16 protein-coding genes are annotated in these 19,538 nt (G+C 67.6%); 11 read left to right on the top strand and 5 right to left on the bottom strand.

The annotated features are described in order from the left end of the window. Positions 1-16 precede the first annotated feature (16 nt). Both AB4851_RS17905 and AB4851_RS17900 read right to left on the bottom strand, forming a co-directional pair. A complete protein-coding gene (locus AB4851_RS17905) occupies positions 17-844 on the bottom strand; it encodes a PhaM family polyhydroxyalkanoate granule multifunctional regulatory protein (protein ID WP_414450909.1) in 828 nt (275 codons plus the stop codon). A gap of 137 nt (positions 845-981) precedes the next feature. Further along, entirely contained in the window at positions 982-1,974 is a 993-nt protein-coding gene (locus tag AB4851_RS17900) for a fumarylacetoacetate hydrolase family protein (RefSeq protein WP_414443208.1), read from the bottom strand. Positions 1,975-2,122: 148 nt separating this feature from the next. Here AB4851_RS17900 and AB4851_RS17895 point away from each other — a divergent pair, with 148 nt between their 5' ends. The 5 genes from AB4851_RS17895 to metH all read left to right on the top strand — a co-directional run bounded on the left by AB4851_RS17895 (position 2,123) and on the right by metH (position 9,001). Then, entirely contained in the window at positions 2,123-2,953 is an 831-nt protein-coding gene (locus AB4851_RS17895; RefSeq protein ID WP_414450908.1) for an IclR family transcriptional regulator, read from the top strand. A 185-nt stretch (positions 2,954-3,138) separates the two neighbouring features. Further along, positions 3,139-4,422 (top strand): DUF3108 domain-containing protein, encoded by a 1,284-nt coding sequence (locus AB4851_RS17890; RefSeq protein WP_414450907.1) that lies wholly within the window; start codon positions 3,139-3,141, stop codon positions 4,420-4,422. 239 nt (positions 4,423-4,661) lie between these two features. Further along, positions 4,662-4,919, top strand: coding sequence for a DUF3567 domain-containing protein (locus AB4851_RS17885; protein WP_206127732.1), 258 nt, complete (start codon positions 4,662-4,664; stop codon positions 4,917-4,919). Positions 4,920-5,133: 214 nt separating this feature from the next. Further along, positions 5,134-6,204 (top strand): homocysteine S-methyltransferase family protein, encoded by a 1,071-nt coding sequence (locus tag AB4851_RS17880; protein ID WP_414443211.1) that lies wholly within the window; start codon positions 5,134-5,136, stop codon positions 6,202-6,204. Between the two features lie 79 nt (positions 6,205-6,283). Continuing rightward, on the top strand, positions 6,284-9,001 hold the full coding sequence (gene metH, locus AB4851_RS17875; RefSeq protein WP_414450906.1) for a methionine synthase: 2,718 nt from the start codon (positions 6,284-6,286) through the stop codon (positions 8,999-9,001). Positions 9,002-9,020: 19 nt separating this feature from the next. On the opposite strand, the gene AB4851_RS17870 is transcribed toward metH, so the two are convergent. Continuing rightward, positions 9,021-9,491 (bottom strand): PAAR domain-containing protein, encoded by a 471-nt coding sequence (locus AB4851_RS17870; RefSeq protein ID WP_414450905.1) that lies wholly within the window; start codon positions 9,489-9,491, stop codon positions 9,021-9,023. Between the two features lie 250 nt (positions 9,492-9,741). Further along, positions 9,742-10,065 carry a DUF1840 domain-containing protein gene (locus tag AB4851_RS17865; protein ID WP_414443215.1) on the bottom strand — a complete coding sequence of 108 codons (324 nt, stop codon included), beginning with the start codon at positions 10,063-10,065 and terminating at the stop codon, positions 9,742-9,744. 200 nt (positions 10,066-10,265) lie between these two features. Between AB4851_RS17865 and argS the strand changes: the two genes are divergently transcribed. The 5 genes from argS (at position 10,266) to AB4851_RS17840 (ending at position 16,275) form a co-directional block, all read left to right on the top strand. Beyond that, a complete protein-coding gene (argS, locus tag AB4851_RS17860) occupies positions 10,266-12,050 on the top strand; it encodes an arginine--tRNA ligase (RefSeq protein WP_414450904.1) in 1,785 nt (594 codons plus the stop codon). An 87-nt stretch (positions 12,051-12,137) separates the two neighbouring features. Then, positions 12,138-12,938 (top strand): SPOR domain-containing protein, encoded by an 801-nt coding sequence (locus AB4851_RS17855; protein WP_414450903.1) that lies wholly within the window; start codon positions 12,138-12,140, stop codon positions 12,936-12,938. A 54-nt stretch (positions 12,939-12,992) separates the two neighbouring features. Beyond that, on the top strand, positions 12,993-13,634 hold the full coding sequence (locus AB4851_RS17850) for a thiol:disulfide interchange protein DsbA/DsbL (protein WP_414450902.1): 642 nt from the start codon (positions 12,993-12,995) through the stop codon (positions 13,632-13,634). Between the two features lie 28 nt (positions 13,635-13,662). Continuing rightward, the gene (locus AB4851_RS17845) at positions 13,663-14,445 is read left to right on the top strand and encodes an SDR family oxidoreductase (protein ID WP_414450901.1); all 783 of its coding nucleotides are present in this window, start codon (positions 13,663-13,665) and stop codon (positions 14,443-14,445) included. A gap of 240 nt (positions 14,446-14,685) precedes the next feature. Next, positions 14,686-16,275, top strand: a complete 1,590-nt coding sequence (locus AB4851_RS17840) for an ABC transporter substrate-binding protein (RefSeq protein WP_414450900.1) — start codon at positions 14,686-14,688, stop codon at positions 16,273-16,275. Positions 16,276-16,328: 53 nt separating this feature from the next. On the opposite strand, the gene AB4851_RS17835 is transcribed toward AB4851_RS17840, so the two are convergent. Beyond that, positions 16,329-17,417 carry an MBL fold metallo-hydrolase gene (locus tag AB4851_RS17835; RefSeq protein WP_414450899.1) on the bottom strand — a complete coding sequence of 363 codons (1,089 nt, stop codon included), beginning with the start codon at positions 17,415-17,417 and terminating at the stop codon, positions 16,329-16,331. A 305-nt stretch (positions 17,418-17,722) separates the two neighbouring features. On the opposite strand from AB4851_RS17835, the gene aceK reads away from it, so the two are divergent. Beyond that, positions 17,723-19,522, top strand: coding sequence for a bifunctional isocitrate dehydrogenase kinase/phosphatase (gene aceK, locus AB4851_RS17830; protein ID WP_414450898.1), 1,800 nt, complete (start codon positions 17,723-17,725; stop codon positions 19,520-19,522). Positions 19,523-19,538 lie beyond the last annotated feature (16 nt).

Raw genomic sequence — 19,538 nt, 5'->3', positions numbered from 1 at the left:
ATCAGCGCGGAGCGCATCAGACGCTCCGTTTGCGAGCGGGTTTCGACGCGGGCGGCGGTGCGTCGTCGGGGGCCGCGCTCGACGCTGCGGCGGCCGCACGCGGCTTGGCCGGCGCGGCGCGGCGCGTGACGGGCTTGCGCGCGGGCGAGGCGGGCGCCGCCTTGGCCGGCCCCGCCGCCTTGGCCGGACCGGCAGGTGCGGCGGCCTGGCCGGCGGCGGCAGTGAAAGCGGCGGGCGAGAACGGCGCCGCGGCGGCACCCGGCTGGGACGCCGCGAAACTGGCGATCTGATTGAATTGGGATTGCAGCAGGTTCCACCAGTTGGACGGATCGAAGGCCTCCGCACCGGGCACCGCCCCCGGCGTCGCGCCTTCGGCGGCCGAATCGGCCTGAGCGGCCGGTTCGGCTTCGGCCGCCGGTTTCGGCGGCGGCGCGCCCCACGGCCGCGCGGCCGGCGGCGGCTCGGGCGCATCCTTCGCGACGGCCGCCTCGGCCGCCGCCATCGATTCCTGCGCGAGCGCACCGAACGCACGCAGCGTGGCCAGCGTCGCGCGCTGCACCTCGAGCGCCTGGATCGCCGATTGCAGCATGCCGAGGTTGAGCTTCAGCCACTGTTCGACGGCACGCAGATCGGTGATGCGCTTGTCGAGTTCCTCGACGCTCGACAGCGGCGACATCATGTCCGACATCGCCGACAGCGACGGCGGCATGCCGGGCGGCGTGGCCGCGCCGACGCCCGCGCCGAACGGCGACATCCGCATCATGTCCCACATCCGGTCGAGCATCTCGGACGGGTTGAAACCTGCGAAACCGGAAAACGGATTGGAGCCGGGCATATCGGTCATGCAACCATCCTTCGTGACGGGTTCGATGAAAACCAGCGGCGCACGCGCGCGCAAGTTTCGATCATAGCGCGCATGGATGCAGCGTGAGCGGCCGCGCGGGCCGGGGTTTACGCACCCGCTGGCGGGCGCGGCGGCCCTCAGGCCTGCCCGTCGAGCGGCGACACGGCCTGTTCGATCGCGCCGAAGATCGACTTGCCCGCCGCGTCGAGCATCTCGATGCGCACGCGGTCGCCGTAGCGCATGAAGTCGGTTTGCGGCGCGCCGTGCTCGATGGTCTCCAGGCAACGTTTCTCGGCGATGCAGCAATAGCCGCGCTTCGCATCGCGGTTCGAGACGGTGCCCGAGCCGACGATCGCGCCCGCGCGCAGGTTGCGTGTCTTCGCCGCGTGCGCGATCAGTTGCCCAAAGTGAAACGCCATGTCCACGCCGGCCTCGGGCTGGCCGACGCGCTTGCCGTTCCAGCTCACCAGCAGAGGCCGATCGACGCGGCCTTCGCGCCAGTGCTCGCCGAGTTCGTCGGGCGTGACCGCCACCGGCGAGAACGCCGTCGACGGCTTGCTCTGGAAGAAGCCGAAGCCCTTCGAGAGTTCGGCCGGAATCAGGTTGCGCAGCGAGACATCGTTGACGAGCATCACGAGCCGCACGCTCTTGAGCGCTTCGTCGGCACGCGTGCCCATCGGCACGTCGCCCGTCACCACCGCGACCTCGGCCTCGAAATCGATGCCCCATTCCTCCGACGCGCAAACAATGTCGTCGTGCGCGCCGAGGAAATCGTCGCTGCCGCCCTGGTACATCAGCGGATCGGTGTGGAATTCGGGCGGCATCTCGGCGCCGCGCGCGCGGCGCACCAGCTCGACGTGATTGAGGTAGGCCGAGCCGTCGGCCCACTGGTAGGCGCGCGGCAGCGGCGCCATGCAGTCGGCGGGCTCGAACGCGAACGCGCGACGGGCGCGGCCGTGGTTGAGCGCGTCGTACAGTTCGCGAAGCTGCGCCGCGTGGAACGCCCAGTCGTCGAGCGCGCGCTGCAGCGTCGGCACGATCGTGTCGGCGATCGCGGCCGTTTGCAGGTCGCGGGACACCACGATCAATTGGCCGTCGCGCGTGCCGTCCTTCAGCGAAGCGAGTTTCATGGTGCTGGATACCGTGTAGTGACGATGGAGGGAATCTATTTTACGATGGTGAATCTGTGCGGCGAAGCCCGCGCGGCCAGCCCGCCGGGCGCGCCGTGCCTGCCCCGCATTCTCCCCCTTCTCCCTCTTTTCGCCCTGCACGCTGCCCATGTCCGACCACGACGACCTGACCGACGACCCCGCCGAGGAAAAAGTCCGCTCCGGCATCCAGTCGATCGAGGTCGGCTTCCGGCTGCTCGACGTGCTGACGCAGGAGCCGCGCGCGATGATGCTGCGCGACCTCGCGCAGCGCGCGCAGATGAGCCCGGCCAAGGCGCATCGCTATCTGGTCAGCTTCCAGCGGCTCGGCGTGGTCGCGCAGGATCCCGTCTCGGGGCGCTACGAACTCGGCGGCTTCGCGTTGCAGTTGGGGTTGGCGCGGCTTGCGCGCGTCGACGGCGTGAAGCTCGCGCGCGTGGCGCTCGCCGCATTGCGCGACGAACGCGACCTGACGGTCGGCATCGCCGTGTGGGGCAACCAGGGGCCGACCGTGGTGCACTGGATGGAATCGAGCCATCCGGCCAAGGCGTCGCTGAAGCTCGGCGACGTCATGCCGTTGCTCGGCTCGGCCACCGGCCTGCTGTTCGCCGCCTACCTGCCGCGCGGCAAGACCGGCGCGATGATGGAGCGCGAACTGGCCGACGCACGCCGCGCCGCGCATCGCGAGGGCCCGCGCACGATGGCCGAGGTCGAGGCGCTGCTGGCCGACGTGCGCACCCATCAGGCCGCGCGCGTGCAGGGCGTGCTGCTGCCCACCATCCACGCGTTCTGCATGCCGGTGTTCGATTCGCTCGGCGAGTTGTCGCTCGGCCTGATCGCGCTGGGTCACGACGGCGGATTCGATGTGGCGTGGGGCGGCGAGATCGATCTCGCGTTGCGCGAATGCGCGCAGAAGCTGTCGTACGAAATCGGTTACAGCGCGACGCCGCGCGAGGCTTGAGCCCGGCTTGCGCTGAATCACCTGCGCGGGCGGGTCGGCGAACGATCGTCGCGATGCGCTGTCCGATCGGCAGGCAACAGGCCCGCCCGGCCCGAGCCTGCGAGGCACGCCGCTTGCTCCCGCGCTCGCTGCCGTACCGCCGTTCATCCCATTCATCCCTTCCGCAACCAACCCGCTCCCGATCGATGCCCGCTCCGTTCCCGTCCGACTCGTCACGCCCGAAGCCGCGCCACACGCTGCGCATCGTGCTGACGCTCGCGCTGGTGGTGCTGCTGCACGCGCTGGCGGGCCTGTGGTTCGCCGGCTATCGCGCGCCCGCCAACCCCGACGCGCGCGACGACACGCCCGTCGAAGTCGAATTGCTGAAACCCCAGCCGATCGAGCGGGCGCCCAAGCCGGCGCCGCAACCGGCAGCCCGACCCGCGCCAGCCAAGGCGGCAAAACCCGCACCCGCGCCGGCGCACGACGACGCGCCGGTATTGACCACCGCGCAGCCCTCGCCCATCACCACTGCGTCTGCCACGCCTGCCGCACCGGGCACCGCCGCGAGCGGCTCGGGCACCGGCGCCTCGGCCGCCAGTGCCGCCAGCGCCGCCGTAGCCGCGCCCACTGCTGCGCCGGGCGCGAAGTTCGTGCCGCCGCCATCGGGCGACCTGCGCTACGGCGCGTACTTCAACGGCAACCTGAACGGCACCGCGACGATCCACTGGGTCAACGACGGCAGCCGCTACCGTCAGCGCATCGAGATCCCCGTGCCGTTCGTCGGCCCCTACGTGTACGAGAGCCTCGGCCGCTTCGACGCGTTCGGCGTCGCGCCCGACCGCTACACCGAGCAGCGCGGCCGCCGCCCGGCCGACATCGCGATCTTCAATCGTCAGACCAGGCAGATCGTGTTCACGCGCACGCCCGATTCGCTCAAGCTCGCCGACGGCACACAGGACCGCTTCAGCCTGCTGATGCAGTTGTCCGGCCTCGTGCACGGCGCGCCGGATGTCTACAAGCCGGGCGTCGCGCGCGAATTCTTCGTGATCGACAACAACAGCGGCGAAACCTGGCCCATCGTGACGATCGGCGACGAAACCATCCGCACCGCCACCACGTCGCTCGAAACGCGCCACTTCCGCCGCCTGCCGCGGCGCGCGGGCGATACGCGTCGCATCGACATCTGGCTCGCGCCGTCGCTCGACTGGCTGCCGGTGCGGCTCGTGCAGACCGAGCCGAACGGCACCGAGATCGAACTGTTGTGGCAGGGGCGCGGCGCGCCGACGATCGGGCTCGGGTATGACGAATCGGCGGCGGCGGATGCCGAACCGGCTTCGGCCCCGGAACCGGCGTCGGCCGCATCCGACTCGCCAGTCGCCTCGGCTGCGTCGCCCACATCGGCTGCGTCGCCGGCATCGATGACCTCCGCCACCGAAGCCCCGCCCGCCGCCGCACCGGCCTCCACGCCCGCCTCCCCATCCCGGTAATTTCGACCGACCCACAAGTTTTTTTGCTTCCCGGTAAACTTGCGACACACTGTTGACAATGTTTTGCAACGTGACTCGCAGACGAGAGGAGAATCGGAAACGTTTCATCGAAATCGGTCTCTAACCGATTGCGCCCAAAGCCACACGCGGGCGTGCAGCGCCAACCCCTTGAAACCGGCCAGGCCCGCCCCATCTTTGGAGCATTCGGCCTGAAAGCCACAGCGAAGAGGAGTGCCGCCATGCAAATGATCTACAACAGCCCCAACTACTGCGTAGTCGAATTTCCTCCGCAGCTCGGTCACCACGCCATGAATTCGGGCGGCTACGAGATTGTGGACAAGAATGCGCAGCGCGAGATCTTTATCGAAGGCGAACTGGCGGCACGTTTCCGCGACCATGTCCGGCAACTGATCGAGGACGAGCCCTCGCTCGACGAAGTCGATGAATTCCTCGGCCAGTTCGACAGCCTGATGACCCAGCCGGTGGTGCTGCACTAGCCGGTTCGCGCGCCGCCAAGGCGGCGCGCGACGGATGCCGGGCCGGGCGGCCGCACTCTCCCGCCTGCCCCGCGCCTCCGCACTGCACGACCGAACCCCCGCCCGGCTTGCCGCGCGGGGGTTTTCATTGGGCGCGCAATTGTCCGCCACGCCGGGCGGCGCAGCCGCGCACCCGCTACAATGGCGGTTTTCCCGACATCGCCGCCCGCTCGCCATGCCGACCAAGCCGTCCATCCGTCTCGCCCCCGCCGCGCCCTACACGCGCGGCGCCGACCTGCCCGCGCTGCTGCAAAGCCGGATCCTGATCCTCGATGGCGCGATGGGCACGATGATCCAGCAATACAAATACGACGAAGCCGCCTATCGTGGCCCGCGCTTCGCCGATTTCCATCGCGACATCAAGGGCAACAACGAGCTGCTGTCGCTGACGCAGCCCGACACGATCCGCGAGATCCACGATCAATACTTCGCGGCCGGCGCCGACATCGTCGAAACCAACACGTTCGGCGCCACCACCGTCGCGCAGGCCGACTACGAGATGGAGCATCTCGTCGTGGAAATGAACGTCGAATCGGCGCGTCTCGCCCGTGAGGCCGCGCTCAAGTACTCGACGCCGGACAAGCCGCGTTTCGTTGCGGGCGCAATCGGCCCGACGCCGAAAACGGCCAGCATCTCGCCCGACGTCAACGATCCGGGCGCGCGCAACGTCACCTACGACGAACTGCGCGATGCGTACTATCAGCAGGCCAAGGCGCTGCTCGACGGCGGCGTGGACCTGTTCCTGGTCGAAACGATCTTCGACACGCTGAACGCGAAGGCCGCGCTGTTCGCGCTCGACCAGTTGTTCGAGGACACCGGCGAGCTGCTGCCGATCATGATCTCGGGCACCGTCACCGACGCATCCGGCCGCATCCTGTCGGGCCAGACCGTCGAGGCGTTCTGGAATTCGCTGCGCCACGTGCGCCCGCTCACGTTCGGCCTGAACTGCGCGCTCGGCGCGGCGCTGATGCGCCCGTACATCGCCGAGCTGGCCAAGCTGTGCGACACCTACGTGTCCTGCTACCCGAACGCGGGCCTGCCGAACCCGATGGCCGACACCGGCTTCGACGAAACGCCCGACGTCACCTCGAGCCTGCTGCGCGAGTTCGCGCAGGCCGGCCTCGTGAACCTGGCCGGCGGCTGCTGCGGCACCACGCCGGCGCACATCGCCGAAATCGCCAAGGCGCTGGCCGACGTGAAGCCGCGCCGCTGGCCGACGCATTACAGCGAAGACGAAGCCGCCTGAGTCACGCCCTCGCCCCCGCCCGCGCCGCCTGATGCGCGGGCGCCGAACCGCGCCCCCTACGATACGCACCCGCACCGCCATGACCGACCACACCATGCGACTTGCCGGCCTCGAGCCGTTCAACGTCACCCAGGGCACCCTCTTCATCAACGTCGGCGAACGCACCAACGTGACCGGCTCGAAGGCGTTCGCGCGGATGATCCTGAACGGCCAGTTCGACGAGGCGCTCGCGGTCGCGCGCCAGCAGGTCGAGAACGGCGCGCAGGTGATCGACATCAACATGGACGAGGCGATGCTCGATTCGAAGGCGGCGATGGTCCGCTTCCTGAATCTGATCGCGTCCGAGCCGGACATCGCGCGCGTGCCGATCATGATCGATTCGTCGAAGTGGGACGTGATCGAGGCCGGCCTGAAATGCGTGCAGGGCAAGGCGATCGTCAACTCGATTTCGCTGAAGGAAGGCAAGGAACCGTTCATCCACCACGCGAAACTGATCCGCCGCTACGGCGCGGCCGCCGTGGTGATGGCGTTCGACGAAACCGGCCAGGCCGATACCTACGAGCGCAAGACCGAAATCTGCACGCGCTCGTACCAGGTGCTGGTGGAGGAATGCGGCTTCCCGCCCGAGGACATCATCTTCGACCCGAACATCTTCGCGGTCGCCACGGGCATCGAGGAGCACAACAACTACGCGGTCGACTTCATCGAAGCCACCCGCTGGATCAAGCAGAACCTGCCGTACGCGAAGATCAGCGGCGGCGTGTCGAACGTGTCGTTCTCGTTCCGCGGCAACGATCCGGTGCGCGAGGCGATCCACACCGTGTTCCTGTATCACGCGATCCAGGCCGGCATGGACATGGGCATCGTCAACGCGGGCCAGCTCGGCGTGTACGCCGATCTCGACGCCGACCTGCGCGAGCGCGTGGAAGACGTGGTGCTGAACCGCCGCGACGACGCCACCGACCGCCTGCTCGAAGTGGCCGACAAGTTCAAGACGGGCGCCGCGAAGAAGGAAGAAAACCTCGAATGGCGCAACCAGCCGGTCGAGAAACGGCTCGCGCATGCGCTGGTGCACGGCATCACGAACTTCATCGTCGAGGACACCGAAGAATCCCGCGCCAAGATTCACGCCGCCGGCGGCCGCCCGATCAACGTGATCGAAGGCCCGCTGATGGACGGCATGAACGTGGTGGGCGACCTGTTCGGCCAGGGCAAGATGTTCCTGCCGCAGGTCGTGAAATCGGCGCGCGTGATGAAGCAGGCCGTGGCGCACCTGATCCCGTTCATCGAGGAAGAAAAGCGCCTGCTCGCGGAAGCGGGCGGCGACGTGCGCGCGAAGGGCAAGATCGTGATCGCCACCGTCAAGGGCGACGTGCACGACATCGGCAAGAACATCGTGTCGGTGGTGCTCCAGTGCAACAACTTCGAAGTGGTCAACATGGGCGTGATGGTGCCGTGCAACGAGATCCTCGCGAAGGCGAAGGTCGAGGGCGCGGACATCATCGGCCTGTCGGGCCTGATCACGCCGAGCCTGGAGGAAATGGCCTACGTCGCATCCGAAATGCAGCGCGACGATTATTTCCGCGTGAAGAAGATCCCGCTGCTGATCGGCGGCGCGACCACCTCGCGCGTGCACACCGCCGTGAAGATCGCGCCGCATTACGAAGGCCCGGTGGTGTACGTGCCGGATGCGTCGCGCTCGGTGTCGGTGGCGTCGAGCCTGCTGTCGGACGAGGGCGCCACGCGCTACCTCGACGACCTCAAGAGCGAATACGACCGCATCCGCGACCAGCACGCGAACCGGAAGCAGACGCCGATGGTCACGCTGGCCGAGGCGCGCGCCAACAAGACCAAGGTCGACTGGTCGAGCTACACGCCGGTCAAGCCGAAGTTCATCGGCCGCCGCGTGTTCAAGAACTACGACCTGGCCGAGCTGGCGAACTACATCGACTGGGCCCCGTTCTTCCAGACCTGGGACCTGGCCGGCCCGTACCCGGCGATCCTCAACGACGAGATCGTCGGCGAATCGGCGCGACGCGTGTTCTCGGACGGCAAGTCGATGCTCTCGCGCCTGATCCAGGGCCGCTGGCTGACCGCGAACGGCGTGATCTCGCTGCTGCCGGCCAACACCGTGGGCGACGACGACATCGAGATCTACACCGACGACAGCCGCACCGAAGTCGCGATGCGCTGGAGCAACCTGCGCCAGCAGAGCGTGCGCCCGGTGGTGGACGGCGTGATGCGCCCGAACCGCTCGCTGGCCGATTTCATCGCGCCGAAGGAATCGGGCGTGGCAGACTACATCGGCCTGTTCGCCGTGACGGCCGGGCTGGGCGTCGAGGCGAAGGAAAAGCAGTTCGAGGCCGATCACGACGACTACAGCGCGATCATGCTGAAGGCGCTGGCCGACCGCTTCGCCGAAGCGTTCGCCGAGGCGATGCACACGCGCGTGCGCCGCGAGCTGTGGGGTTACGCGGCCGGCGAGACGCTCGACAACGAAGCCCTGATCGCCGAGAAATACACCGGCATCCGCCCGGCGCCGGGCTACCCGGCCTGCCCGGACCACCTCGTCAAGCAGGCGATGTTCGACGTGCTGCGCGCCGAGGAGATCGGCATGAGCGTGACCGAATCGCTGGCGATGCTGCCGGCGGCGAGCGTGTCGGGCTTCTATCTGGCGCACCCCGACAGCACGTATTTCTCGGTCGGCAAGATCGGCAACGATCAGGTGGCCGATTTCGCGGCGCGGATGTCGCTGTCGGAGAAGGATGCGCGGCGGGCCCTGGCGCCGTTGCTGTAAGAACCGGGCCGGGCTGGCGTCATTCGACGGCCATCCAGCCCGGCCGCGCGTTGCGAATCGATCCCGTGCCGTGAATCGTGACGACATGATACGGCACGCCGGTGGCGGCGGATCCCCGCATATCCAGAACCCGCACCTGCTCGTCGTGGTGGCTGCGATAGGCCGGAGCAGTCGCTTGGCCGGCAGCATCGTAGCCCAGGGCAGCGACGGCATGCACGTCCATCTCATGAAAGCGCTCGCTCTGCGACGCGACCATGACCGGCGACGGCGAGCATTGGCAAACGCAGCGATCGCCTTCGAGCGCCTGCTCCTTGCCGTGTTTGTGGTCAGGCCAGCGCGGCCCTTGCGCGACGATCGTCCCGACCGACTGACACGCGTGGCAGAAAACCCGCGCCCCGACGAAGGTCAGCGGCGTTCCCTCGTGCATGCAGCCATCGATACCCTCGACGACGATGCCGCCGCTCGACGATGTGTCGCCTTTTTTCAGCATATATCGCTTCACGCTTGATGGCCTCCCGAGGCTGACGTTCAAGACCGGGAGCTTTCGACATTCGGCATCACACTTCCATGGGATTCTTCTGATTTTTCACGATCTGCGGCGATTGCACGCACATCACCCAAGGCGGGAGGCCAGCGACGTACCGAGAAACGCGCCGTAAACGACGAAGCCCAGGGATAAACCTGGGCTTCGTTTGGATGAGGCGCCGCATCGGGCACCCCGCGAGGTCGGGCAAAGCGCCTCAAAACCCCCAATGCACGTCCGCGTTCTGCGCCTTCGCCGCGCGCAGCATGCCGAGGAACGGCGCCACGCGTTGCGCGACGCTCGGCGCGACTTCGTGGTGGGAGTGGTCGGTATCTTCTTCGTGGAAATGGCCACCGTGCTCGGCGCTGGCGCGGCGGGCCTGGTCGGTCACCGCCTCGAGCTTCGCGATCGCGCCGTCCAGCTCGTCGTGGGTGATCACACCGCGCTCGCCGAGCGGCTTGCCGACGATGCCCAGTACATACACCGCGAAGTCCTTCAGCACGTCGAGATCCTGTGCCGCCTTGCTCTTGAACGTAATCATGATCGCAATATCCTTTCAGCTTTTGTTGTGCTTGCCGGCTCGTCGGCCGGCTGGCGCGGGGGTAAATGGGTCGCGCCGACGCTTTGCGTCTGAGCGGCATATTAGCACCTGTTAAAATTCAGCGATCCCTGAAACGCGCGCCGCCGGGCGCGCCGCCGGCCGGCCTCCCGCGGCCGCCGACAACGACCCTTCCCGACAGCATGCTGCCTGCCCAAAAACACATTCTCGAAACCCTGCTCGCCGATTGCGTGACGCAGGTCGTCCAGGCCTTGAAAGGCGACGCCGAAGCCGCCTTCGTCACGCCCGCGATCACGCTGGAGCGCCCGAAGGCCGCCGCGCACGGCGACGCGGCCTGCAACGTCGCGATGCAGCTCGCCAAGCCGCTCGGCACCAATCCGCGCCAACTGGCCGAGAAGATCGTCGCCGCCATCGGCACGCATCCGGCCGCGGCCGGGCTGGTCGAGGCCGCGGAAATCGCCGGCCCCGGCTTCATCAACCTGCGCCTCTCCGCCGCCTCGAAGCAGGCCGTGATCGGCGCGGTGTTCGCCGAGCGCGAGGCCTTCGGCCGCTCGGAACACGATGCCGGCCGCCGCGTGCTGCTCGAATTCGTCTCCGCCAACCCCACCGGCCCGCTGCACGTCGGCCACGGCCGCCAGGCCGCGCTCGGCGACGTGCTGGCCAACGTGCTGGCCACCCAGGGCTACGCGGTGCACCGCGAGTTCTACTACAACGACGCCGGCGTGCAGATCGGCAACCTGGCGCTGTCCACGCAGTGCCGCGCGCGCGGCCTGAAGCCGGGCGACGCCGATTGGCCCGAAGCGGCCTACAACGGCGAATACATTGCCGACATCGCCCGCGAATACCTGGCCGGCGCCACCGTCGAGGCCAGCGACGGCGAGCCGGTCACCGGCAAGGGCGACATCGAGGATATCGAGGCGATCCGCAAGTTCGCGGTCACCTACCTGCGCCGCGAGCAGGATATCGACCTGAAGGCGTTCGGCGTGCGTTTCGATCAGTACTACCTCGAATCGTCGCTGTATCAGGAAGGCCGCGTCGAGAGCACGGTGAAGGCGCTGGTCGATGCCGGCATGACCTACGAGCAGGAAGGCGCGCTGTGGCTGCGCACGACCGACGAAGGCGACGACAAGGACCGCGTGATGCGCAAGACCGACGGCACCTACACGTACTTCGTGCCGGATGTCGCCTACCACGTCGCCAAGTGGCAGCGCGGCTTCACCAAGGTCATCAACATCCAGGGCTCGGACCACCACGGCACCATCGCGCGCGTGCGCGCCGGCCTGCAGGGCCTGCACCTCGGCATCCCGAAGGGCTATCCCGACTACGTGCTGCACAAGATGGTCACGGTGATGCGCGACGGCCAGGAAGTGAAGATCTCGAAGCGCGCCGGCAGCTACGTGACGGTGCGCGACCTGATCGAATGGTCGGGCGGCGCGTCGCCGGGCTCGGAAACCTCCCCCGAGCAGCTCGACGAAGCCACCATCACGCGCGGCCGCGATGCCGTGCGCTTCTTCCTCATCTCTCGCAAGGCTGACACGGAATTCGTGTTCGATATCGACCTGGCGCTGAAGCAGAACGACGAGAACCCGGTGTATTACGTGCAGTACGCGCATGCGCGGATCTGCTCGGTGCTGAACGAGTGGAAATCGCGTCATGGCGCCGACGAGTCGATCCTCGGCAGCGCGGATCTCTCCCTGCTCGACAGCAAGGCCGCCATGTCGCTGCTGCAGAAGCTGGCGGAATTCCCCGACATGCTGACGCACGCGGCCGGCGAGCTGGCCCCGCACGCGGTCGCGTTCTACCTGCGCGACCTCGCGGGCGAGTTTCACTCGTTCTACAATGCGGAGCGCGTTCTGGTCGACGACGAAGCGCAGCGTACCGCACGCATCGCGCTGCTGGCCGCGACGCGCCAGGTGCTGGCGAACGGCCTCGCGGTGCTCGGCGTGTCGTCGCCGAACAAGATGTAAGCACCGGGCCGGCATCGGCGGCCGTGCGCTCGCGCGGCCGCGCCACCCATCCCGTTTCACGACTTCTTTTAGCAGGTGACTCAAGCAATGGCAAAACCGCGCCGCACGTCGAAACCGTCGAAACAAGCCGGGGGAACCTTTCTTGGCATCGTGCTGGGCCTGATTGTCGGCCTCGCGATCGCCGTGGTGGTGGCGCTCTACATCACGCGCGCGCCGTCGCCGTTCGTGTCGAAGGTGGCGCCGCCCGCCGACAGCGGCGCCAGCCAGCCGCAATTCGATCCGAACCGCGCGCTGCAAGGCAAGACGCCGGGCCAGCCGGTCACGCCGCAAGCCGCCCAGCCGGCCCCGCCGAACACCGCGCCGGGCCAAGCCGCGAACCAGACCCAGCCGCCGCTGCTGCCCGAGCCGCAGATCGTCGAAGTGCCGGGCACGAACAGCGGTTCGTCCTCGTCGGACAGCAACGGCGTGGCCGTCGCGCCGAAGCCGGCCGACAACAACCCGGTCACGCCGCCGCCCGCGAAGAAGCCGCAAGCGCCGGCCACGGCCGCCAACCCGGGCAGCAGCACGGGCACGCAAGCGCCGAAAACCGCCCAACAGCAGCCGCCGAAGGCCGGCTCGACGCCGTCCGCCGCCAACCCGGCCGACGCCAACAGCGGCTACTTCCTGCAAGTGGGCGCCTACAAGACCGAATCCGACGCCGAGCAGCAGCGCGCGCGCCTCGGCTTCCAGGGCTTCGAGTCGAAGGTCTCCAAGCGCGATGTCAGCGGCGTCACGTACTATCGCGTGCGGGTCGGCCCGTTCAACAAGTTCGACGAGATGAACTCCGCCCGCCAGCGGCTGTCCGATGCCGGTGTCGATACCGCGGTGATCCGCTTCACGAAACAGTAAGCCAGCAAGCCGGCCGGCCGCGGCCGGCCCCACGCAACCGTTCGAAACCCCAACATGAAAAAACTGCTCAGCACGCTGTTCCTGTCCCTGAGTCTCGCGGCGGGCCTCGTCGCGCAGGCCGCGTCGGCCGCTCCGGTCGCCGGCAAGGACTACGAAATCATGAAGTCGCCGCAGCCGGTGTCGGCGCCGGCCGGCAAGGTCGAAGTGATCGAGTTCTTCTGGTATGGCTGCCCGCACTGCTACGAATTCGAGCCGACGCTCGAGGCGTGGGTCAAGAAGCAAGGCAACAACATCGTGTTCAAGCGCGTGCCGGTGGCGTTCCGCGACGATTTCCTGCCGCACACGGGGATGTACTACACGCTGAACGCGCTCGGCGTGGCCGAGAAGGACACGCCGGCCGTATTCAACGCCATCCACAAGGAAAAGAACTATCTGCTGACGCCGCAGGCGCAGGCCGATTTCCTGGCCACGCAAGGCATCGACAAGCAGAAGTATCTGGCCACCTACAACTCGTTCAGCGTGCAAGGCCAGGTCAAGCAGGCCGGCGAACTGGCCAAGAGCTATGCGATCGACGGCGTGCCGACGGTCGTGATCCAGGGCAAGTACAAGTCGGGGCCGTCGTACACGGGCAGCATCGAAGGCACGGCGCCGGTGCTCGACTGGATCGTCCAGCAGGTCAAGGACAAGAAGCTGTAAAACCCCTCCTACCGCTCGGGACGCCGGCATGACCGCTCCACTCAAGGTCTTCATCACCGGCGCATCGAGCGGCCTCGGGCTCGCGCTCGCCGCTGCCTACGCGCGGCAGGGCGCGACGCTCGGGCTGGTTGCCCGCCGCGCCGAGGCGCTCGCCGATTTCGCGCGGCAATATCCCGCCCTCCCCGTTTCGATCCATCCCGCCGACGTGCGCGACGCCGAGGCGTTGCAGCGCGCCGCCGAAGCCTTCGTGGCCGAGCACGGCTGGCCCGACGTGGTCATCGCCAACGCCGGCATCAGCAAGGGCGCGATCACCGGCGAAGGCGATCTCGCGGCGTTCCGCGAGATCATGGATATCAACTACTACGGCATGGTCGCCACCTTCGAGCCGTTCGTCGCCGAGATGAAGGCGCGGCGGCGCGGCACGCTGGTCGGCGTGGCGAGCGTGGCCGGCGTGCGCGGGCTGCCCGGCTCGGGCGCCTACAGCGCCTCCAAGTCGGCCGCGCTCAAGTACCTCGAAGCGCTGCGCGTCGAGCTGCGGCCCTCGCAGGTCGGCGTGGTGACCATCGCGCCCGGCTACATCCGCACGCCGATGACCGAGCACAACCCGTATCCGATGCCGTTCCTGATGGACGCCGAGCGCTTCGCGGACCGCGCGCTGCGCGCGATCGCGGCGCAAGACGCGTTCCGCGTGATCCCGTGGCAGATGGGCGTGGTGGCGAAAATTCTGCACGTCGCGCCGCGCTGGCTCTACGACCGCGTGTTCGAGAAGGCGCCGCGCAAGCCGCGCACGCCGGGCCGGCCCGGCGAATAACGGGCACGGCCACCGCCCGCCCCCCGATGCACCGGAAAACAACAGCGCGCGGCCGGCCCGGCGCCGATCCCGATGCGTCCGCAACCGTCATCTCCGCCGCCACGGCGGCCGCGCCGCGATCGCCGCGCGCCTTCCGACATGCTTTCACACCTTGCCCGCTTTGACGGTATCCTAGTTGCCCGGCGCCCGGCCGCGAGCCGCCGCGCCAGCCGATAACAGACCAAGCCCGTGGGAGATCTCATGCGTTTCACGATGTTCGCCGCCGCCGCGCTCGTCGCCGCCGCCCCTCTCCTCGCCACCGCGAAGCCGCTCACGGTCTGCACCGAATCGAGCCCGGATGGCTTCGACGTCGTGCAGTTCAACTCGCTCGTCACCACCAACGCATCGGCCGACGTGATCTTCAACACGCTGGTGTCGTACGACGAAGCCACCAAGAAGGTCACGCCGGCACTGGCCGACAAGTGGGACGTCAGCGCCGACGGCCGCTCGGTCACGTTCCATCTGCGCCCGAACGTGGCGTTCCAGACCACCGACTACTTCAAGCCCACCCGCACGCTGGACGCCGACGACGTGGTGTTCACGTTCGAGCGCATGCTCGACAACGACAACCCGTGGCACAAGGTGGCCGGCGCGAGCGGCTTCCCGCACGCGCAATCGATGGGCCTGGTGAAGCTCGTGAAAGCGGTGTCGAAGGTGGACGACCACACGGTGAAGTTCGAGCTGAACGAGCCGAACGCCACATTCGTGCCGATCCTGACGATGGGCTTCGCGTCGATCTACTCGGCCGAGTACGCCGACCAGTTGCTGAAGGCCGGCAAGCAGCAGGACCTGAACGCCAAGCCGATCGGCACCGGCCCGTTCGTGCTCAAGAGCTACACGAAAGATGCCGTGATCCGCTACGACGTCAACCCGACCTACTGGGGCGCCAAGCCGAAGGTCGACCGGCTGATCTACGCGATCACGCCCGACGCGACCGTGCGCGCGCAGAAGGTGAAGGCCGGCGAATGCCAGATCGCGCTGTCGCCGAAGCCGCAGGACGTGGCCGCCGCGAAGGGCGACAAGGCCGTCACGGTGGTCCAGACGCCCGCGTTCATGACCGCGTTCGTCGCGCTCAACACCGAGCACAAGCCGCTCGACAACCCGAAGGTGCGCGAGGCGCTGAACCTGGCGTTCGACCGCACGACCTACCTGAAGGTGGTGTTCGACAACACCGCGACGCCGGCCGTGAACCCGTATCCGCCGAACACCTGGAGCTACGCGAAGTCGATCTCGGCCTACCCGTACGATCCGGCCAAGGCCAAGCAACTGCTCGCGCAGGCCGGCTTCCCGAACGGCTTCTCGACCACCATCTGGGTGCGCCCGACGGGCAGCGTGCTGAACCCGAACCCGAAGGCCGGCGCGGAACTGCTGCAGGCCGATTTCGCGAAGATCGGCGTGAAGGCCGAGGTCAAGGTGATCGAATGGGGCGAGCTGATCAAGCAGGCCAAGCTCGGCCAGCATGACATGCTGTTCATGGGCTGGGCCGGCGACAACGGCGATCCGGATAACTATCTGTCGCCGCTGTTCAGTTGCAACGCCGTGAAGTCGGGCATCAACTTCGCGCGCTACTGCGACCCGCAGCTCGACAAGCTGATCGCCGACGGCAAGGACACCGCCGACGTGGCCAAGCGCACCAAGGCCTATGAAGCGGCGCAGAAAATCATCCACGATCAGGCCGTGTGGATTCCGCTCGGCTACCCGACCGCCTATGCCATCACGCGCCCGAACGTGAGCGGCTATCACGTCAGCCCGTTCGGCCGCCAGAACTTCGGCGACGTGTCGGTGCAGTAAGTCTCTCGGGCGGGCGGCGGATCGTGGTCCGCCTCCCGCCCGTCTGCCGGTCCTCAGCGCGGCGCGCCCGCGCTGCGGAACCGGAATACCCCATCCCCGCCCGTCTCGCGCACCAGCTCGCCGTCCAGCCAGAGCAGGTGCAAATGCGCGATCGCCTCGCCGAGCGCGAACGTGAGTTGATGCACGTCGAGCTCGCGGCGGCGGAACATGATCGGCACGATGTCGGCCGCGCTCGTCGGCTGTTCGGCGCAAGCCTGGCGCACTTCGTCGAGCCGCGCCGCATGATGCTCCCGCAACTGCTGAATGCGCGTGCGCACGCCGCGAAACGGCTTGCCGTGCGACGGCAGCGCCAGCGTGTCCTCGGCCATCGGCTCGTAGCGGGCCAGCGAATCGAGGTAGAGCCGCAGCGGATTCGCTTCGGGCTCCAGATCGAATACCGATACGTTGGTCGAGATGCGCGGCAGCACCATGTCGCCCGAGATCAGCAGCTTGTCGTCGGCGCAATGCAGCGCGCAGTGTTCGGGCGAATGGCCGAAACCGGCCACCACTTCCCAGCGGCGCGCGCCGATCGTCACCGTGTCGCCGTCGCGCAGCCGGCGGTAGCGCGCCGGCACCGCGGGCACCAGGTTCGAGTAGTAGCTGTTGCGGTTGCGCAGCGTGTCGAGCTTGGCCTCGTCGGTCAGGCCGTGGCGCGCGAAGTGCTCGGCCGCCGCCGGGCCGCCCGCGTTCGAGCCGTTGCCGGCCGCCATCACGTTGCCGAACAGGTATTCGCCGAGCGTCATCCAGAGCCGCACCTGCCAGCGGTGGCGGTCGCCGCCCTCGCACAGCCAGTTCGCCAGCCCGAGGTGATCGGGGTGGCAATGCGTGACGAGCACGCGCAGCACGGGCAGGCCATCGAGGTGCGCATCGAACACCTGCTCCCAGTGGCGGCGAATGTCGTCGGACGCGATCCCGCAGTCGATCACAGTCCAGCCGGCCTGCCCGTCGATCTCGTCGCGCAGCAGCCAGAGGTTGATGTGATCGAGCGAGAACGGCAGCGGCATGCGCAACCAGCGCACGCCCGGCGCGACTTCGAGGAAGTCGCCGGCGGGCGGCAGCGTGTCGGCGAACGGGTAGTCGAGTTGGTGTTCCAGGGCGTTCATGGCGTCTCGTCTGTGGTGTGCGGGCTTGCGCCGGAATCGGCGGCGGGGAGTGGGTCGATTCTAGCGCGGGTGGTGCGGCGCCGTTCGGGCGGCGCCTCGGCCGTCGGCAAACGCGGCGGCGCGGCAAAAATATTTCCCGCCACGATCGCCCCCGAACCCGGCCGCTTGCCGGAAGATGCCGGCATCCGCCGCGAACCTCGCCGATCCGGCCCCGTACCGCCCCCGTCACGGCCGCGCGCGCCTTAGGTTTCCGCCCGGCGCGGCGGTAAAATGGCGGCTCGCCCAGCCACGAGCACGGACGGCCCATGCACCACTTTCCCAAACTGCTATCGTCGCAAATCGGTTTCGATGTCGCCCAGACGATGCTGGAAAACTTCGATCGCCATTACCGGATCTTCCGGGATGCGGCCATTGAAGCGAAAGCCCGGTTCGAGGCCCGTGACTGGCATGGCCTGCAGGCGCTGGCGCGCGAGCGCATCACGTCCTACGACGCGCGCGTGCGCGAATGCGTGATCCTGCTCGAAGACGAATACGACGCCGCAACCATCGACGACGAAGTCTGGCAGCAGATCAAGCTCCACTACATCGGCCTGCTGACCACGCACCTGCAACCCGAGTGCGCGGAAACCTTCTTCAATTCGGTGTGCTGCAAGATCCTGCACCGCTCGTATTTCCATAACGCGTTCATCTTCGTGCGCCCGGCGATCTCGACCGAGTACCTGGAGAACGCCGCGCCGGCCGCCAAGCCCACCTATCGCGCCTACTACCCGGCGCGCGACGGCCTGGCCGCCACGCTCGAACGGATCGTCACGAACTTCCAGCTCGCGCCGCCGTTCGAGGATCTGGCGCGCGACACGGCCTGCCTGATGCACGCGATCGACGACGAATTCGGCGCGTTCGACGAGGCGGCCAACTTCCAGATCCATGTGCTGTCCTCACTGTTTTTCCGTAACAAGAGCGCGTGGATCGTCGGCCGCATCATCAACGGCGATCGCACGCTGCCGTTCGCGGTGCCGGTGCGTCATGCCGAGAGCGGCGCGCTCGCGCTCGACACGGCGCTGCTGCGCCGCGAGCAGTTGCAGGTGGTGTTCAGCTTCGCGCACTCGTATTTCCTGGTCGACATGGATATCCCGTCGGCCTACGCCGGCTTTCTCGGCACGGTCATGCCGGGCAAGCCGAAGGCCGAGATCTACACCTCGCTCGGCCTGCAGAAGCAGGGCAAGAACCTGTTCTACCGCGACCTGCTGCATCACCTCTCGCATTCGAGCGACCGCTTCATCGTCGCGCCGGGCATCAAGGGGCTCGTGATGCTGGTGTTCACGCTGCCGTCGTTCCCGTACGTGTTCAAGGTGATCAAGGATCGCTTCCCGCCGCCGAAGGACACCTCGCGCGCACGCATCATGGAGAAGTACCAGCTCGTGAAGCGCCACGACCGCCTCGGGCGCATGGCCGACACGCTCGAATATTCGAGCGTCGCGCTGCCGCTCGCGCGGCTCGACGACGCGCTGCTGCGCGAGCTCGAACAGGAAGTGCCGTCGCTGCTCGAATACGAGGGCGACAGCGTGGTGATCCGGCATCTGTACATCGAGCGCCGCATGACGCCGCTGAACCTGTATCTCCAGCACGGCAGCGACGCCGAGGTCGCGCACGGCGTCAGGGAATACGGCAATGCCGTCAAGGAGCTGATTCAGGCGAACATCTTCCCCGGCGACATGCTCTACAAGAACTTCGGCGTGACGCGCCACGGCCGCGTGGTGTTCTACGACTACGACGAGATCGAATACCTGACCGATTGCGCGGTGCGCCGCGTGCCGCCGCCGCGTCATGAGGAAGACGAAATGTCGGACGAGCCGTGGTACTCGGTCGGCCCGCGCGACATCTTCCCCGAAACCTACCGGCCGTTCCTGCTCGGCGACCCGCGCGTGCGCGAGGCGTTCCTGGCCCAGCATCCGGATTTCTTCGAGACGGCGCTCTGGCAGGACAGCCAGGACCGCGTGACGCGCGGCGAATTGCCTGATTTTTTTCCTTATGACCCGTCGCTACGCTTCAGCGTGCGCTACCCGGCGCGCTTCGCGCGGCCCGGCAGAGCGCCACGCGCCGCGTAAGACGACGCCCCGATAT

It is taken from the genome of Burkholderia sp. 22PA0099, from assembly GCF_047497165.1.
Taxonomy (GTDB): domain Bacteria; phylum Pseudomonadota; class Gammaproteobacteria; order Burkholderiales; family Burkholderiaceae; genus Burkholderia.
This window is presented reverse-complemented; position numbering and strand designations above follow the sequence as displayed.

Excerpts from the sequence above, each read along its gene's own strand:
- AB4851_RS17865 (WP_414443215.1), bottom strand. The coding sequence starts at position 10,065 with ATGATTACGTTCAAGAGCAAGGCGGCACAGGATCTCGACGTGCTGAAG.
- AB4851_RS17870 (WP_414450905.1), bottom strand. The coding sequence starts at position 9,491 with ATGCTGAAAAAAGGCGACACATCGTCGAGCGGCGGCATCGTCGTCGAG.
- AB4851_RS17890 (WP_414450907.1), top strand. The coding sequence starts at position 3,139 with ATGCCCGCTCCGTTCCCGTCCGACTCGTCACGCCCGAAGCCGCGCCAC.
- metH (WP_414450906.1), top strand. The coding sequence starts at position 6,284 with ATGACCGACCACACCATGCGACTTGCCGGCCTCGAGCCGTTCAACGTC.
- AB4851_RS17835 (WP_414450899.1), bottom strand. The coding sequence starts at position 17,417 with ATGAACGCCCTGGAACACCAACTCGACTACCCGTTCGCCGACACGCTG.
- AB4851_RS17905 (WP_414450909.1), bottom strand. The coding sequence starts at position 844 with ATGACCGATATGCCCGGCTCCAATCCGTTTTCCGGTTTCGCAGGTTTC.
- AB4851_RS17845 (WP_414450901.1), top strand. The coding sequence starts at position 13,663 with ATGACCGCTCCACTCAAGGTCTTCATCACCGGCGCATCGAGCGGCCTC.
- AB4851_RS17880 (WP_414443211.1), top strand. The coding sequence starts at position 5,134 with ATGCCGACCAAGCCGTCCATCCGTCTCGCCCCCGCCGCGCCCTACACG.
- aceK (WP_414450898.1), top strand. The coding sequence starts at position 17,723 with ATGCACCACTTTCCCAAACTGCTATCGTCGCAAATCGGTTTCGATGTC.
- AB4851_RS17840 (WP_414450900.1), top strand. The coding sequence starts at position 14,686 with ATGCGTTTCACGATGTTCGCCGCCGCCGCGCTCGTCGCCGCCGCCCCT.
- AB4851_RS17900 (WP_414443208.1), bottom strand. The coding sequence starts at position 1,974 with ATGAAACTCGCTTCGCTGAAGGACGGCACGCGCGACGGCCAATTGATC.
- AB4851_RS17895 (WP_414450908.1), top strand. The coding sequence starts at position 2,123 with ATGTCCGACCACGACGACCTGACCGACGACCCCGCCGAGGAAAAAGTC.
- argS (WP_414450904.1), top strand. The coding sequence starts at position 10,266 with ATGCTGCCTGCCCAAAAACACATTCTCGAAACCCTGCTCGCCGATTGC.
- AB4851_RS17855 (WP_414450903.1), top strand. The coding sequence starts at position 12,138 with ATGGCAAAACCGCGCCGCACGTCGAAACCGTCGAAACAAGCCGGGGGA.
- AB4851_RS17885 (WP_206127732.1), top strand. The coding sequence starts at position 4,662 with ATGCAAATGATCTACAACAGCCCCAACTACTGCGTAGTCGAATTTCCT.
- AB4851_RS17850 (WP_414450902.1), top strand. The coding sequence starts at position 12,993 with ATGAAAAAACTGCTCAGCACGCTGTTCCTGTCCCTGAGTCTCGCGGCG.